The sequence below is a fragment of the Streptomyces sp. NPDC040410 genome, from assembly GCF_055595715.1.
Genome location: NZ_JBVIVK010000008.1, coordinates 294,087 through 308,425 on the forward strand (window position 1 = coordinate 294,087; position 14,339 = coordinate 308,425).

The 14,339-nt window shown below is 72.1% G+C and carries 13 protein-coding genes; 7 read left to right on the plus strand and 6 right to left on the minus strand.

Annotation, left to right across the window (positions count from 1 at the left end):
* Positions 1 to 43: 43 nt before the first annotated feature.
* Positions 44 to 1,633, minus strand: coding sequence for an MFS transporter (locus ACZ562_RS19220; RefSeq protein ID WP_471180244.1), 1,590 nt, complete (start codon positions 1,631 to 1,633; stop codon positions 44 to 46).
* 220 nt (positions 1,634 to 1,853) lie between these two features.
* Between ACZ562_RS19220 and panB the strand changes: the two genes are divergently transcribed.
* The 3 genes from panB (at position 1,854) to ACZ562_RS19235 (ending at position 4,773) form a co-directional block, all read left to right on the plus strand.
* Entirely contained in the window at positions 1,854 to 2,720 is an 867-nt protein-coding gene (gene panB / locus ACZ562_RS19225; RefSeq protein ID WP_471180247.1) for a 3-methyl-2-oxobutanoate hydroxymethyltransferase, read from the plus strand.
* A gap of 155 nt (positions 2,721 to 2,875) precedes the next feature.
* Positions 2,876 to 3,904 (plus strand): ATP-binding cassette domain-containing protein, encoded by a 1,029-nt coding sequence (locus ACZ562_RS19230; protein WP_471180250.1) that lies wholly within the window; start codon positions 2,876 to 2,878, stop codon positions 3,902 to 3,904.
* On the plus strand, positions 3,901 to 4,773 hold the full coding sequence (locus ACZ562_RS19235) for an ABC transporter permease (RefSeq protein WP_471180253.1): 873 nt from the start codon (positions 3,901 to 3,903) through the stop codon (positions 4,771 to 4,773). The genes ACZ562_RS19230 and ACZ562_RS19235 overlap by 4 nt, the downstream gene beginning before the upstream one ends.
* Positions 4,774 to 4,803: 30 nt before the next feature.
* Here the strand turns inward: ACZ562_RS19235 and ACZ562_RS19240 are convergent, their stop codons facing one another.
* Positions 4,804 to 8,421: an AfsR/SARP family transcriptional regulator gene (locus tag ACZ562_RS19240; RefSeq protein ID WP_471180255.1), complete on the minus strand. Its 3,618-nt coding sequence runs from the start codon at positions 8,419 to 8,421 to the stop codon at positions 4,804 to 4,806.
* 234 nt (positions 8,422 to 8,655) lie between these two features.
* Between ACZ562_RS19240 and ACZ562_RS19245 the strand changes: the two genes are divergently transcribed.
* Complete coding sequence (locus tag ACZ562_RS19245) at positions 8,656 to 9,456, plus strand: site-2 protease family protein (RefSeq protein WP_471180258.1); 801 nt, start codon at positions 8,656 to 8,658, stop codon at positions 9,454 to 9,456.
* Here the strand turns inward: ACZ562_RS19245 and ACZ562_RS19250 are convergent.
* Together ACZ562_RS19250 and npdG are read right to left on the minus strand one after the other, a co-directional pair.
* Positions 9,446 to 9,703 carry a hypothetical protein gene (locus tag ACZ562_RS19250; protein WP_471180260.1) on the minus strand — a complete coding sequence of 86 codons (258 nt, stop codon included), beginning with the start codon at positions 9,701 to 9,703 and terminating at the stop codon, positions 9,446 to 9,448. The two genes, ACZ562_RS19245 and ACZ562_RS19250, sit on opposite strands and share 11 nt — an antisense overlap.
* A gap of 4 nt (positions 9,704 to 9,707) precedes the next feature.
* Positions 9,708 to 10,433 (minus strand): NADPH-dependent F420 reductase, encoded by a 726-nt coding sequence (gene npdG / locus ACZ562_RS19255; protein ID WP_471180263.1) that lies wholly within the window; start codon positions 10,431 to 10,433, stop codon positions 9,708 to 9,710.
* A 142-nt stretch (positions 10,434 to 10,575) separates the two neighbouring features.
* Here npdG and ACZ562_RS19260 point away from each other — a divergent pair, with 142 nt between their 5' ends.
* Positions 10,576 to 11,202 (plus strand): hypothetical protein, encoded by a 627-nt coding sequence (locus ACZ562_RS19260; RefSeq protein ID WP_471180266.1) that lies wholly within the window; start codon positions 10,576 to 10,578, stop codon positions 11,200 to 11,202.
* Positions 11,203 to 11,422: 220 nt separating this feature from the next.
* On the opposite strand, the gene ACZ562_RS19265 is transcribed toward ACZ562_RS19260, so the two are convergent.
* Positions 11,423 to 11,653: a hypothetical protein gene (locus ACZ562_RS19265; protein WP_471180269.1), complete on the minus strand. Its 231-nt coding sequence runs from the start codon at positions 11,651 to 11,653 to the stop codon at positions 11,423 to 11,425.
* A 58-nt stretch (positions 11,654 to 11,711) separates the two neighbouring features.
* On the opposite strand from ACZ562_RS19265, the gene map reads away from it, so the two are divergent.
* Together map and ACZ562_RS19275 are read left to right on the plus strand one after the other, a co-directional pair.
* The gene (gene map, locus ACZ562_RS19270) at positions 11,712 to 12,569 is read left to right on the plus strand and encodes a type I methionyl aminopeptidase (RefSeq protein ID WP_471180271.1); all 858 of its coding nucleotides are present in this window, start codon (positions 11,712 to 11,714) and stop codon (positions 12,567 to 12,569) included.
* A gap of 143 nt (positions 12,570 to 12,712) precedes the next feature.
* Complete coding sequence (locus ACZ562_RS19275) at positions 12,713 to 13,360, plus strand: biliverdin-producing heme oxygenase (RefSeq protein ID WP_471180274.1); 648 nt, start codon at positions 12,713 to 12,715, stop codon at positions 13,358 to 13,360.
* Between the two features lie 31 nt (positions 13,361 to 13,391).
* On the opposite strand, the gene ACZ562_RS19280 is transcribed toward ACZ562_RS19275, so the two are convergent.
* A complete protein-coding gene (locus ACZ562_RS19280) occupies positions 13,392 to 14,036 on the minus strand; it encodes a PhzF family phenazine biosynthesis protein (protein ID WP_471180277.1) in 645 nt (214 codons plus the stop codon).
* Positions 14,037 to 14,339: the final 303 nt, after the last annotated feature.

The window sequence follows — 14,339 nt, forward strand, 5'->3', positions numbered from 1 at the left end:
CGATTCTCCCTGGTGCCCGGCGGAGCCGGACACCGGGCGCTCTCTACTCTGCCGCCGTCACCAACTCCGATTCCTCCTCGCCCTCCTGACGTACCGGCGGTTTCCCCGGCATGTACCGTGCGACCACCACCACGCCGATGGCCGCGACCCCCGCTCCCCACGCCGCCGTGACGTGCATGGCGTGCAGAAACGCGTCGTTGGCCGGCCCGACGAGCGCCTCGCCCCGCGGCCCCAGCCCGGCGGCGACCCCGAGCGTCGCCTCGATGGACTCGCCCGCGGTGTGGCGCAGGCCCGCCGGGAGCACGCCGAGCTTGTCCTCGATGCCGCCCCGGTACGCCGTCGACAGGACCGAGCCGAGGACGGCGATGCCGAGGGCGCCGCCGACCTGGCGGAAGGTGTTGCTGAGCGCGGAGGCGGAGCCGGCCTTCTCGCGCGGCACGGCCTGCATGACGACGACGCTGGTCGGCGTCATGACGTGTGCCATTCCGGCACCCATGAGGAAGAAGTCGACCTCGAGAATCCAGATGGGCGTGTCCGCCTCCAGCAGGGTGAAGGCGGCCAGCGTCCCGGCGATGAGCAGCATGCCCGCGGTGGTCGTGGCCCGGTGGCCGAAGCGGTCGACGAGCAGCCGGACGCGCGGCGCGAAAACGGTCTGCGCGACCGCCAGCGGGAGCATCAGCAGACCGGTCTGCAGCGCGGAGTAGCCGCGCACGCTCTGGGTGTAGAAGACCGAGAAGAAGGTCACGCCCATCAGCGAGAAGAAGACCAGCGCGACCACACCGATGGCGGCCGAGAAGACCCTGTTCTCGAAGTACGTGATGTCGATGGACGGGTGGTCGCTGCGCTTCTCGAAGACGACGAAGCCGACGAGTACGGCGAGGCCGGCGCCGATGGTCGACAGGACCTGCGGGTGGGTGAAGTCCGCGAGCTGGCCGCCCTTGATGATGCCGTAGACGAGCAGGACGAGGCCGACGACGGACAGGACGACACCGACCGGGTCGATGCGCCCGGGCCTCGGGTCGCGGGAGTCGGGCACCAGCCACAGCATCAGAGCGAACGCGAGCAGCACGATCGGCACGTTGACGAGGAAGACCGAGCCCCACCAGAAGTGGTCGAGGAGCAGACCTCCGGTGATCGGGCCTATGGCGATGGCGAGGCCGACGCCGCCGGCCCAGACACCGATGGCCTTCGGCTGTTCCTCGCGCTCGAAGACGTTCATGAGGACGGCGAGGGTGGCCGGCATGACGAAGGCCGCGCCTAGGCCCATCAGCGCACGGAAGGAGATGAGCTCCGTGGCCGAGCCGGAGAAGGCGGCGAGGGCCGAGCCGATGCCGAACACGGCGAGACCGCCGAGCAGGACCCTCTTGCGGCCCAGCCGGTCGCCGAGGAGTCCGGCGGTGAACAGCAGTCCGGCGAAGACGAGGGTGTAGGAGTTGATCGCCCATTCAAGCTCGCTCTGGGTGGCTCCCAGGCCGGTCGGGGCGGGGGTCGAGATCGTCTTGATGGCGACGTTGAGGATCGAGTTGTCGAGCACCACGATCAGCAGGCTCAGCATCAGGACGCCGAGGATCGCCCAGCGGCGCCGGTGCACCGCTTCCGGTATCCGCGAGGACGGGAGAGCAGGAGTACTCATACCGTCGAGCTTAACCGCATTACGATACGAGACCGTGCCGTATCGTAAATCCTTTACCCAGGCCTTACGCGGCGGACGGGTCGGACAGGGCCGGGAGGCCGTGGGCGGCGGGGATCCGTCACACCGGGGTCCCCTGGCCCTCCCTGGCACGAGGTGCCACCATGGAGGTGATCCGGGGACGCCGTCAGGGCGCCTCGAGATGACTGAAGGAGCCGTTGCAATGACGCAGCTTTCGGCTGCCCCGACGAAGCCCTCCGACGGCAGCAAGGCGCTGTACGGGGGCAAGGGCACACGCCGCATCACCGTTCGCGACATCACCGCCGCCAAGGAGCGCGGCGAGAAGTGGCCCATGCTCACCGCGTACGACTCGATGACCGCGTCCGTCTTCGACGAGGCCGGCATTCCGGTGCTCCTGGTCGGGGACTCGGCGGGCAACTGCCACCTCGGGTACGAGACGACCGTGCCCGTCACCCTCGACGAGATGACCATGCTGTCCGCCGCGGTCGTACGGGGCACCAGCCGGGCCCTCATCGTCGGCGACCTGCCCTTCGGGTCGTACCAGGAGGGCCCTGTGCAGGCGCTGCGCTCGGCGACCCGCCTGGTGAAGGAGGCGGGGGTCGGCGCGGTCAAGCTGGAGGGCGGCGAGCGCTCCCACCGGCAGATCGAGCTCCTGGTCGAGTCCGGCATCCCGGTGATGGCGCACATCGGTCTCACCCCGCAGTCCGTGAACGCGATGGGATACCGCGTGCAGGGGCGTGGCGAGGAGGCCGCGCAGCAGCTGCTGCGGGACGCGAAGGCGGTGCAGGACGCGGGCGCGTTCGCGGTGGTGCTGGAGCTCGTGCCGGCGGAGCTGGCCGCCGAGGTGACGCGCGTGCTGCACATTCCGACGGTCGGGATCGGGGCGGGGGCCCAGACGGACGCGCAGGTGCTCGTGTGGACCGACATGCTCGGTCTGACCTCGGGGCGCCTGCCGAAGTTCGTGAAGCAGTACGCGAACCTGCGTGAGGTCATGGGCAACGCGGTGAAGGAGTTCGCGGAGGACGTGGTCGGCGGAGCGTTCCCGCTCGAGGAGCACTCCGTCCACTAGAGCCACAGCGGCACAACGGCAGCCCGCCGATCTTCCCCCGTCGGCGGGCTGCCCCTTTTCTGCGCCCGAACCGGATTCGGCGCTGTCGGTCGTACGTCCACGGCTGTCGGCGGACTGTCGGTGGTTTGTCGGCCGGCGCTGACACCGTCGTCCACATGACGCGAATCGACAACAACCCCAGCGGCCGCCGCGGAGCGGCCGTCACCGTACGGGGGCTGGTCAAGCACTACGGCGAGACCAAGGCGCTGGACGGCGTCGACCTGGACGTGCGTGAGGGCACCGTGATGGGGGTCCTCGGGCCGAACGGGGCCGGGAAGACCACCCTCGTACGCATCCTCTCCACCCTTCTCTCCCCCGACGCCGGACAGGCCACCGTCGCCGGCTACGACGTCGTACGGCAGCCCCGGCAGCTGCGCCGGGTGATCGGGCTCACCGGGCAGTACGCCTCCGTCGACGAGAAGCTCCCCGGCTGGGAGAACCTGTACCTGATCGGACGGCTGCTCGACCTGCCCCGCAAGGAGGCCCGCGCCCGCGCCGACGAGCTGCTCGAGCGGTTCTCGCTCACCGAGGCGGCCAAGCGGCCGGCGGCGACGTACTCGGGCGGTATGCGGCGGCGGCTCGACCTGGCCGCGTCCATGATCGGGCGGCCGGCCGTCCTCTACCTGGACGAGCCGACCACCGGGCTCGACCCGCGTACCCGCAACGAGGTGTGGGACGAGGTCAAGCGCATGGTCGGGGACGGCGTGACCGTCCTGCTCACCACCCAGTACATGGAAGAGGCCGAGCAGCTCGCCTCCGAGCTGACCGTCGTCGACCGCGGCAAGGTCATCGCGAGCGGCGGCATCGAGGAGCTGAAGGCGAAGGTCGGCGGCCGCACCCTGCGCGTCCGCCCGGCCGACCCGCTGCAGCTGCGCCCGCTCGCCGCCGCCCTCGACGACCTCGGCATCACCGGGCTCGCCACCACGACCGTCGACACCGAGCGCGGGGCGGTGTTCGTCCCGGTCCTCAGCGACGAACAGCTGACCGCCGTCGTCGGCGCGGTCACCGCCCGCGGCATCACGCTCTCCTCCATCACCACCGAACTGCCCAGCCTGGACGAGGTGTTCCTGTCCCTGACCGGCCACCGCGCCACCGCCCCGCAGGACGCCCCGCCCGCCCACGACCGCGAGGAGGTCGCCGTATGAGCTCCCGCCCGTCTGCCACCGCCACCCTGAACGAGGCGCTCCGCGCCGCCCCTTCGAGCACCGTCGCCACAGCCGGTCTCAAAGCGGACGCCCGTATCCCGTTGCGCGGTCATCTGCGCCACACGGGCGCGCTCGTCCGCCGCAACCTCCTGTGGATCCGGCAGGACCCGGAGTCGATGTTCGACGCCGTCCTGTTCCCGGTCATCTTCACGCTGCTGTTCGTGTACGTCTTCGGCGGCTCCATCGGGCAGTCGCTGGGCGGCGGGCAGGAGGCGTACGTGCAGTACGTCGTGCCCGGTCTGATGGCCATGATGGGCATGAACATGGCCCAGGGCGTCGGCACCGGCTTCAACCAGGACTTCAACACCGGTGTCATGGACCGTTTCCGGTCCCTGCCGATCGGGCGCGGCTCCGTGCTCTTCGCCAAGATCGCGGTGGAACTGATGCGGATGCTGTTCGCGACCGCGGTCCTCATGGTGGTCGGCGTCCTCGTCGGCTTCGACATCACCGACTGGCCCGGGCTGATCGCCTCCGTCGGCCTGTCCGCGGTGTTCGGCTCGGCCCTGATGTGGGTGTTCCTCACACTCGGCGTCGTCATGAAGAACGCGCAGTCCGTGCAGGCCATGGGCTTCCTGGTGCTGATGCCGCTGCAGTTCGGCTCGTCGATCTTCGCGCCGACCGCCTCGATGCCGGGCTGGCTGCAGAACTTCACCGACTACAACCCGCTGTCCTCGCTCGCCGACGCGGCCCGCGGGCTGATGGTCGGCGGCCCGGTCGCGCACGACCTGTGGGTGACCATCGGCTGGTCGGTGGCGATCACGGTCGTGATGGCGCCGTTCGCGATCCACAAGTTCCGTACGAAGGCCTGACCGGCCGGCACACCCCGGTGCCGGTCCACGTCAGACCAGAGCGGCGGCCTCCTGCGGGGAGAGGCCGCCGCCCTCCGCGTACGCGGCCTCGTACTCCTCGTCACCGAGGACGGCACGTGCCGCCGCCACGGCCCGGGCGTGTACCTCGCGCTCCAGGGACGAGGCGACGTGCGAGGACGGCAGCGCCGCGTCACCGGCGCCGATGCAGCGGGCGCCGTCCCGGGCGCGGCTGCCGCCGTCGACGCGGGCGAGGGCCACCGCGGCGACGATCAGGTACGCCGAGCGCATATGGGGCGCGATGACCTCGGACAGCGGGTCGCCGGCCAGCTCCAGCGCCCGCCGGGTCCTGACCACGGCTTCGTCGTGGTGCCCTTCGGCCACGTCCAGCCAGGCCTCCGCGCCCAGGATGAAGGCGTCGAAGATGACGAAGTTGGCGATCGCGCACTCCTCGCGCAGCAGCCGGATGTGCTCGCGCGCCTCCGCGACCCGGTCGGTCATGCCGAGCCGGCACGCGAGGAAGATCCGGGCGGATGGCATGGCCTCGTTACCCCGGCCCTCCTTCAGAGCGATCACTTCGCGCAGCAGGCGTTCGCCGCGCTCGGTGTCGCCCGCCTCCAGGAGCGCGTTGCCCAGGCGGGCGGCGAGAACGGCCGTCTGGGCGCGGGCACCGAGGCGCTCCGCGTGTTCGATCGCGGCCTCGTAGTCGGCGGCGGCGGCCCGGTACTCGCCCTTGCGCTCATGGGACTCGGCGCGGGCGGAGAGCGCCTCGGCGGTGCCCCACAGGTCCCCGAGGCGCCGGTAGATCTCCAGGGACTCGTCCGCGTCGCGGGTGGCGTCGCCGGCCCAGTCGCTGCGGTTGGCGAGCAGGTTGGCACGCAGTTGCAGGGCGGTGGCGAGTTCCCACTCGTAGCCGGGTACCTCGCGGCAGGTGGTGACGCATGCGTCGACTATGGCGCGCACCCGGTCCATGTCGGCGGTGAGCATGACGGCGTAGAACCAGAGGCTGCCGGGGCTGCGGCAGGTCTGCGGGAGGCCGGGCTCGTAGGTCTGGGCTATGACGCGCAGCTTCTCCTGCGCCTCGGGGGTCTGCCAGGCGTCCAGCTCGGTGTCCATGCCGGCGAGATGGACGAGGTGGAGCCCGCGCCGGGCCTCTTCGAGGACCTCGCCGGTCCACGGGAGCGGCACGTCCGTGCAGCGTTCCCAGAGCGGGGCGGCAGGACGTACGGGCAGGGCGAACGGGTCGGGGCCGAGGGCCTGCACCTCGCTGGAGAAGTTGCGGGCCTCGATGCGCAGGTCGCGCATCCGCCAGTACCAGCCCAGCGACAGGATCAGGCACAGCCCCTCCTGTTCGTCGCGGGCGGCGACGGCACGGCGCAGGGCGGTACGCAGGTTCTCGTACTCGCGCTCGATCCGTTCGATGGCGGCGAGCTGGCCGCGGCCGCGCAGCAACGGGTCGGTGGTGCGGGCGAGTTCGCGGTAGTACGTCAGGTGCGCGCGCTCGGCGGCCGCGCGCTGCCCGGCCTCGTCGAGCCGCTCACCGGCGTACTCCGCGACGGTCTCCAGGAGCCGGTAGCGCATCGCGCCGTCGCCCGAAGGGGCCGCGACGACCAGGGACTTGTCGACGAGCGAGCCGAGCGCCTCCAGCGCGACGGGTCCGCACACCGCCTCGGCGGCGGCCAGGTCGCAGCCGCCCGCGAACACCGACAGCCGTCCCAGCACGTCGCGTTCGTCCTCGTCGAGCAGGTCCCAGGACCAGTCGACGACGGCACGCAGCGTCTGCTGACGGGGCAGGACGGTACGGCTGCCGGAGGTGAGCAGGCGGAAGCGGTCGTCGAGCCGGTCGGCGATCTGGCGCGGCGTCAGCACGCGCAGGCGGGCGGCCGCGAGCTCGATGGCGAGGGGCAGTCCGTCGAGCCGCCGGCAGATCTCCGCCGCCGCCTCCGCGGTTTCTCCGTCGGCGTCGATCCGGAAACCGGGCCTGGCCGCGGCTCCCCGGTCGGCGAGCAGCCGCAGCGCGACCGGCTCGGGCAGCGGTTCCACGGGGCGCAGCAACTCCCCTGGTACGCCCAGGGGTTCGCGGCTGGTGGCCAGGACGGTCAGCTCGGGGCAGCGCTCCAGCAGTTCCTCGACGAGGCGGGCGGCGGCGTCGACGACGTGCTCGCAGTTGTCCAGGACGATCAGCATGCGGCGCCGGCCGCAGTGCTCGGCGAGGCGTTCCACGGGGTCGTCGTGCCGTTCCCCGGCGCGCATCGCCTCGGCTCCGGCGCCGTACAGCACGGTCTCGCGGGCACCGACGGCGGTGAGCACGGCCTCCGGTACGGCGTCCGGATCGTCGACGGGCGCGAGCTCGGCCAGCCACACCCCGTCCCGCGCCGCGTACCGCACGGCCTCGGCGGCCTCCTGCGACAGCCGCGTCTTCCCTGCCCCGCCGGGCCCGAGCAACGTGACGAGCCGGGACGCCGCGATGTCCCCCCGGATGGCCTCGATATCGGTCTCCCTGCCCACGAAGGAGGTGAGACGGGCGCGGAGGTTGCCGGGGGGCGGGGGCGTGGTGGGGGCAGCGCCGCCGGAGGCGGGCACGTACTCGGAGGCCGGCGGGTAACCGGGAGCCGCCGCCTGCCCGGAGGCCGCCGCGTAACCGGGAGCCGCCGCCCGCCCGGAGGCCGCCGCGTGGCCGTCGGCCGCGGCTGCCGGGGACCCCGAGCCCCATGGGCCGTCCGAAGGCGCCGGTTCGGCTGCCCCGCCCGCCGGCTCGGCGGCACTCCGCGCGTGGGCGGCACCCGCGGGGGCGGCTCCCCCGACGCCGGCACTGACGCCGGCGCCCCACGGACCAGCACCCGCGCGAGTCGAACCCCCGGGCAGCCGGGCACCAGCCGGCGCGGCGCCCGCGAAGCCCGTGCGCGCATGATCGGCCAGGCCGACCGGTCTCAGCAACTCCCCGTGCAGCGCGCGCAGTTCCGGGCCCGGATCCGATCCCAGCCGGTCCGCCAGCAGTCGTCGTACGTCCTCGTAGGCGGCCAGAGCCTGCGCCGTGCGGCCCGCGTCGCGCAGGGCACGCAGGCGGAGGGTCTGGAGGGACTCGTCCAGGGGGTGGGCGTCGCACAGGGCGGTCAGCTCGGGCAGGGAGGCCTCGGCGTGGCCGAGGGCGAGGGCGGCGGTGTGGCGGGCGCGCAGGGCGTCCAGGCGCCGGGTCTCCCAGCGGGCCGTCTCGGTGGTGCGGTCGGGCAGGTCGGCGAGGACCGGGCCGCGCCACAAGGCGAGGGCGTCGTCGAGGACGACGGCCGCCTTGGCGGGGTCGCCGTCGGCCAGCGCCCGCGTGCCCTCGCCGGCCAGCCGCTCGAAACGGTGCAGGTCGATGTCGTCGGGCGCGGCCGCGAGCCGGTAGCCGCCGTCGGCCGAGGCGACCGCGTCCGCGCCGAGGGCCCGGCGCAGCCGGCCGACCAGCGCCTGCAGTGCGCCCGTCGCGTCGGCGGGCGGCTCGCCGTGCCACACCTCGTCGACCAGGAGGCCCGCGGGCACGGTCCGGCCCGGCCGCAGGGCGAGCACGGTCAGCAGGGCGCGCAGCCGCGCCCCGCCGACCGGGACGGGTGTGCCGTCGGGACGGAGTGCCTGGGTGGTGCCGAGGATGCGATAGCGCACGGGGTCCATTGTCTCTGCTGGCGCCGGGGCCGGTCACGCGAGTGAGCCGTAGGGGCGCGCCGGTGTCGGGACGGCTCCGGAGCGAACGGGCCGGCACACGGGGTTCTGCGGTGCGGCGCCGACCGCGCCGGGTCCGAAGCCTCCCACCTTCCACGGAACCCGCGCCCGACCGCGAGACGTTTTCCCCGTACGCCCGGTACGGTCGGGCAGTCCCAGCGCGTGCCCGAGAGTCAAGGGAGTCCCATGACCACCGCCACCAGCCGTCACAGCGACCGGCGGATCAGCCCGGTCTTCGTCGGGATCCTGGCCGTCACGGCGGTGACCGGCTGGGCCACCTGGACCAGGTTCGCCGAGCAGCCCGGCGTCGCCGTGTTCCTGTTCGTGACGGCGGCCTGGATCGTCTCGCTCTGCCTGCACGAGTACGCGCACGCGCGCACCGCCCTGCACAGCGGCGACATCTCGGTCGGCGCGAAGGGCTATCTCACGCTGAACCCGCTGAAGTACACGCACGCCCTGCTGAGCATCGTCCTGCCGGTGATCTTCGTGATCATGGGCGGGATCGGTCTTCCCGGCGGTGCCGTCTTCATCGAGCGCGGGCGGATCCGGGGGCGGTGGCGGCACAGCCTGATCTCGGCGGCGGGGCCGCTGACGAACGTCCTGTTCGCGGCGGTGTGCACGGCCCCGTTCTGGCTGGACGCGCTGGACGGGGTACCGCGGGACTTCCGGTTCGCGCTGGCGTTCCTGGCGCTGCTCCAGGTGACGGCCGCGCTGCTGAACTTCCTGCCGGTGCCGGGCCTCGACGGCTACGGGGTCATCGAGCCGTGGCTGTCGTACAACATCAGGCGCCAGGTGGAGCCGTTCGCGCCGTTCGGCCTGCTGTTCGTGTTCGCGCTGCTGTGGCTCCCGGCGGTGAACACCGCGTTCTTCGACGTGATCGACTCGGTGCTGAGCGCCCTGGGGATCAACGAGTTCGACACGTACTGCGGCCAGAACCTCTACCGGGTGTGGCAGGAGACTAACGAGTTCTGCCAGGTCAGCCCGTGACGGACGGGCCCCGGCGACCGGCCTTGGCGCGCTTGACGTAGTACCAGCACATGTTGGACGACAGTCCCGCCAGCAGAATCCACACGATGCCCAGCCAGCTGCCCTGGACGAACGAGACGACGGCCGCGGCCACGGCGAGGACGCAGACGGCGAGGGCGTAGAGGGCGAGGCGAGGCATCGGGTCGGCTCCTTGCGGGGGACACTGCTGGCACTGCCGGAACAGCTCGTGCCGACCAGTGTCCCCCATGCGCTCACACGTCCGTGACGCGGAGCCCGGCGTGCGCCTTGTAGCGGCGGTTCACCGAGATCAGGTTGGCGACCAGCGACTCCACCTGGTGGGCGTTGCGCAGCCGCCCGGCGAAGACTCCCCGCATGCCGGGGATGCGGCCGGCCAGCGCCTGCACGATCTCGGCATCCGCACGCTCCTCGCCGAGGACCATCACATCGGTGTCGATCTCGTCGATATCCGGGTCCTGCAGCAGCACGGCCGACAGGTGGTGGAAGGCGGCCGTCACCCGCGAGCCGGGCAGCAGCGCGGCGGCCTGCTCGGCGGCGCTGCCCTCCTCCGGCTTCAGCGCGTAGGCGCCCTTCTTGTCGAAGCCGAGCGGGTTGACGCAGTCGACGACGAGCTTGCCCGTCAGCTCCTCGCTCAGGGCCTGAAGGGTCTTGCCGTGGCCGTCCCAGGGCACGGCGACGATCACGATGTCGCTGCGGCGCGCGGTCTCGGCGTTGTCCGCGCCCTCGACACCGTGACCGATTTCGTCGGCGGCGGCCCGGGCGCGGTCGGCGACGCGCGAGCCGACGATCACCTTCTGTCCGGCCCTGGCGAGCCGGTAGGCGAGGCCCTTGCCCTGCGGCCCGGTGCCGCCGAGAACGCCGACGACGAGCCCGGAGACGTCGGGAAGGTCCCAGGGATCCCTGGCGGGGGCCTTCGCCGGGGCCCCGGAGGGCTGCTGTGCACTGTCGGTAGAGGTCATGGGCCGACTCTACGTTCCCCCCTGCGACCCCCGTCGAGGTGAGCCGTCACCGGACGCGGCAGTCGGCGCCGGTTGCCCGGGTCGGGGGAATTCACGGCGAACCGCGGGTCCCACGCGGCCGGTTGCGGCAGGATGCCGACGTATGGATGCCGTACGGGTCGCGCTGCTGCGCGACGTGCTCGCCGGGACCGAGTGGCTGGGGGCCACTCGACGGTTCGCGGGGGTGCTGCGGGCGTCCGTGGTGTCGCACGGCGGCGGACTGCTGCTCGTGGGCACGCCCTCGTACGAGCCGTGGCACCTGGCGGCCCACCTGGTGGACGAGGCCGCATGGTCAGGGACGCCCGAGCTGGCGCCGACGCTGGTACGGCACGGCGCGCGCGCCTCGGATCCGGCGCATCTGGCGGTCGGCCTGGGACGGCTCGCGGCGGCCCGCCGGGGCGAGACGCTGCTGTTCGTGTCGCCGGAGCGGCCGGACGGGCCCCCGGAGCCGAAGGGGCCGGACGCTCCGCTGCTTGAGCGGGTGCACGACGCCCGGCGGGCCGGGGCCACGGTGCTGGCCCTGGGATCCGGCGGACGCGAACTGGCCGCCATGGCGCACGAGTCGCTGACCGTGGCCGATGGCTCCGAACTGGACCTGGACAGCGTGCAGCACCTGGTGAGCGCGGCGGCCGGGGAGAACGGCGGCTCCGAGAGGGTCCGGCGGCGATTCCGGGACCGTCTGTCGAGGCTGGCGGAGGCTTTGACGGCACCGCCGCCCGCCCCCTGGTGACTTCGTACCCACCCACCCGTCCCGGTCGGCCGAAAGTCGGTGAGTGGGGTGGCACGCCCTGCGAAATGCGGTTGTCCCACCCCGGCTTCCCCCGTCGGGCACGGCCCTTCGAGCACGCGGTGCGGCTGCGTGACCAGCTGGGGCAGCAGCCGCACCGGCGCGGGCCTGAGGGTCCTGGGTTCCGAGGGTCAAAAGGCCGAGGGCGCCTTGGTTCAGGCCCTCAGTCCTCGTCCCTGCCGCCCGCCGGGGCGTCGTGCCACTTGGGGTCGTTCTCCCACTGGAGGTTGCGCTCGCGGGCGATCTCCATGGCGTGCTCGGCCTCCTCCCGGGTGGCGTACGGGCCGAAGCGGTCCTTGCCCGGGCAGTCCGGTCCCTCCTCGACCTTCTTGTGCTCCAGGCAGTAGAACCACTCGCCCGGCTTTCCCATGACGCGCCTCTTGAACAGGGGCATGACCGGCTCCTCTCGCCACCGACATGTTCCCCCATTGCCGCTGGTTAGACTCGCTGGCATGTCTGGCCAGTCGCTGCTCGTCCCAGGGGAGCTGTCTCCCACCCGTCCCGTCCCCGGAAACATCCGCCGCCCCGAGTACGTCGGCAGGCCCGCGCCGAAGCCGTACACCGGTCCGGAGGTGCAGACGCCCGAGACGATCGAGGCGATGCGCCTCGCCGGCCGGATCGCCGCGCAGGCGATGGCCGAGGCCGCGAAGCTGATCGCGCCGGGTGTCACCACCGACGAACTGGACAAGGTGGCGCACGAGTACATGTGCGACCACGGCGCCTACCCCTCGACGCTGGGCTACCGCGGTTTCCCCAAGTCCCTGTGCACCTCGCTGAACGAGGTCATCTGCCACGGCATCCCGGACTCCACGGTCCTGCGCGACGGCGACATCATCAACCTCGACGTGACGGCGTACATCGGCGGGGTGCACGGCGACAACAACGCGACGTATCCGGTCGGAGACGTGGACGAGGAGAGCCGGCTGCTCGTGGAGCGCACCCGGGAGTCCCTGAACCGGGCGATCAAGGCGGTCAGGCCGGGCCGCCAGATCAACATCATCGGTCGCGTCATCGAGTCGTACGCCAAGCGGTTCGGCTACGGGGTGGTCCGGGACTTCACGGGCCACGGGATCAACTCGTCGTTCCACTCCGGGCTGATCATCCCGCACTACGACAGCCCGCACGCGACGACCGTCATCCAGCCCGGGATGACGTTCACGATCGAGCCGATGCTGACGCTCGGGACGCACGAGTACGACATGTGGGACGACGGCTGGACGGTCGTGACCAAGGACCGCAAGCGGACGGCCCAGTTCGAGCACACGCTGGTGGTGACGGAGACGGGGGCGGAGATCCTGACCCTGCCGTAGCGCCGTGCCCGCCCGTGGCCCGCTCTCTTCGGAGGGCGGGCCTTTTCGTGTGGGTTTGTCGCCGAATCCGGGTACGCATTTACCGACAGGACGTCGGCAAAGAGCTTGGCCTAGGTAAGTCTTACCTAAGGAAATAGAGCCTCATGGATTCCTTCTCGACCCTCATCCGCACCGCGTCCCACGCGCAGCACGTCGAGGCGGAGACCTCGACGTTCATGAGCGGCCTGCTCGGCGGCCGACTCGGCGTCGACGCGTACGCGCGCTACACCGAGCAGCTGTGGTTCGTGTACGAGGCGCTGGAATCCGGGGCGGAGGAGCTCGCGTCGGACCCGGTGGCCGGGCCCTTCATCCGGCCCGAACTGTTCCGGCTGGCCGCACTGGGGCGGGACCTGGCGCATCTGCGGGGGCCGCGGTGGCGGTCGACGCTCACCGCGCTGCCGGCCGCCGCGGAGTACGCGGCGCGCGTGGCCGAGTGCGCCCACGTCTGGCCGGCCGGATACGTCGCCCACCACTACACGCGCTACCTCGGCGACCTCTCGGGTGGCCAGATCATCCGCGACAGGGCCGAGAGGACATGGGGCTTCGCCAGGAAGGGCGACGGCGTCCGCTTCTACGTGTTCGAGGAGATCCCCAACCCGGCCGCGTTCAAGCGCGGCTACCGGGAGCGGCTGGACGCCGTCCGCGCGGACGACCTGGAGAAGCAGCGGATCGTGACCGAGTGCAGGTTGGCGTTCGCCTTGAACACGAGGGTGTTCCGGGCGTTGGGTGAGGAGTTCCCCCTGTCCGCGTGACCGTCACCCCCGACTGCCGCCACTACCGCCACTACCGCTCCAGGAAGACCCGCCCTCCGACCTCCACCCAACCCCCCGGCTGCGGTGCCGTGAGGATCTGCGAGCCCGCGCCCTGCGTGATGTTCAGCGCCCGTCCCAGCTGCTCCGTGAGCAGCAGCGCGGCCGCGCCCGTCGCCTCGTCCTCCTCGATGCCGTCGCCCCGGCCCGGGAAGGCGCGGGCGCGGATGCGGCCGGCCGCCTCGTCCTCCCAGGCCCAGGCGTAGATCCACTCCCCCGGCGGCGGCACGGCCAGATCGTCGACCTCGGCGGCCGTGGCGTGCCGGCGGAGCGTGCGCGGCGGGGCCCACTCCGCCCGCGCCTCGATCCAGCTGAACTCGCCGTCCAGCCGGACGCCCACCACTCCGGCCGGCGTGACCAGTTCGGGAACGTCGAGCAGCCAGGCCGTGCCGACGCAGGGGTGGCCGGCGAAGCGCAGGCGGCCGGTGGGCGTGTAGATGTCGATGACCCCGCGCTCGGGGTCGTCGACGAACACCGTCTCGCTGAACCCGAGCTTGGCCGCGAACGCCTGCCGCTCCTCCGGGTCCGGCATCACCGAGCCCTCGCGGACGACCCCGAGCTCGTTGCCGAATCCACCGCCGGGTCCGCAGAAGACCCGGAGCACGTCGTAATCAGTCACACGGGCATTCAAACAGCTCGGAGCGCCGGGGAGGAGACGGTGAACGGTGGGCGTCCCCGCGGGACAGGGCGCGCGCCGGGGACATCGTGGTCGTGGTGCTGCACGCTCCGGCTCTCGCGGCGCCCGCGCGCACCGGTCGCGATCCTGTGCGCCGGTCATGTCGCGGGCCCCGGGCCGTTGGCCCCGAAGTGGGCGCCTTTGGGATTCCCATGACTATTCCTTGGGGTCCGTTTTAGGTCACCGTGATCTGGCCGTGCCCTTGCAGCGCCTATGAGAGGTGAATCACGGCATGCGGGGGTATCA

Bases quoted from the DNA above. Each gene is read 5' to 3' on its own strand.
- ACZ562_RS19220 (WP_471180244.1), bottom strand. From the start codon at position 1,633: ATGAGTACTCCTGCTCTCCCGTCCTCGCGGATACCGGAAGCGGTGCAC.
- panB (WP_471180247.1), top strand. From the start codon at position 1,854: ATGACGCAGCTTTCGGCTGCCCCGACGAAGCCCTCCGACGGCAGCAAG.
- ACZ562_RS19230 (WP_471180250.1), top strand. From the start codon at position 2,876: ATGACGCGAATCGACAACAACCCCAGCGGCCGCCGCGGAGCGGCCGTC.
- ACZ562_RS19235 (WP_471180253.1), top strand. From the start codon at position 3,901: ATGAGCTCCCGCCCGTCTGCCACCGCCACCCTGAACGAGGCGCTCCGC.
- ACZ562_RS19240 (WP_471180255.1), bottom strand. From the start codon at position 8,421: ATGGACCCCGTGCGCTATCGCATCCTCGGCACCACCCAGGCACTCCGT.
- ACZ562_RS19245 (WP_471180258.1), top strand. From the start codon at position 8,656: ATGACCACCGCCACCAGCCGTCACAGCGACCGGCGGATCAGCCCGGTC.
- ACZ562_RS19250 (WP_471180260.1), bottom strand. From the start codon at position 9,703: ATGGGGGACACTGGTCGGCACGAGCTGTTCCGGCAGTGCCAGCAGTGT.
- npdG (WP_471180263.1), bottom strand. From the start codon at position 10,433: ATGACCTCTACCGACAGTGCACAGCAGCCCTCCGGGGCCCCGGCGAAG.
- ACZ562_RS19260 (WP_471180266.1), top strand. From the start codon at position 10,576: ATGGATGCCGTACGGGTCGCGCTGCTGCGCGACGTGCTCGCCGGGACC.
- ACZ562_RS19265 (WP_471180269.1), bottom strand. From the start codon at position 11,653: ATGCCCCTGTTCAAGAGGCGCGTCATGGGAAAGCCGGGCGAGTGGTTC.
- map (WP_471180271.1), top strand. From the start codon at position 11,712: ATGTCTGGCCAGTCGCTGCTCGTCCCAGGGGAGCTGTCTCCCACCCGT.
- ACZ562_RS19275 (WP_471180274.1), top strand. From the start codon at position 12,713: ATGGATTCCTTCTCGACCCTCATCCGCACCGCGTCCCACGCGCAGCAC.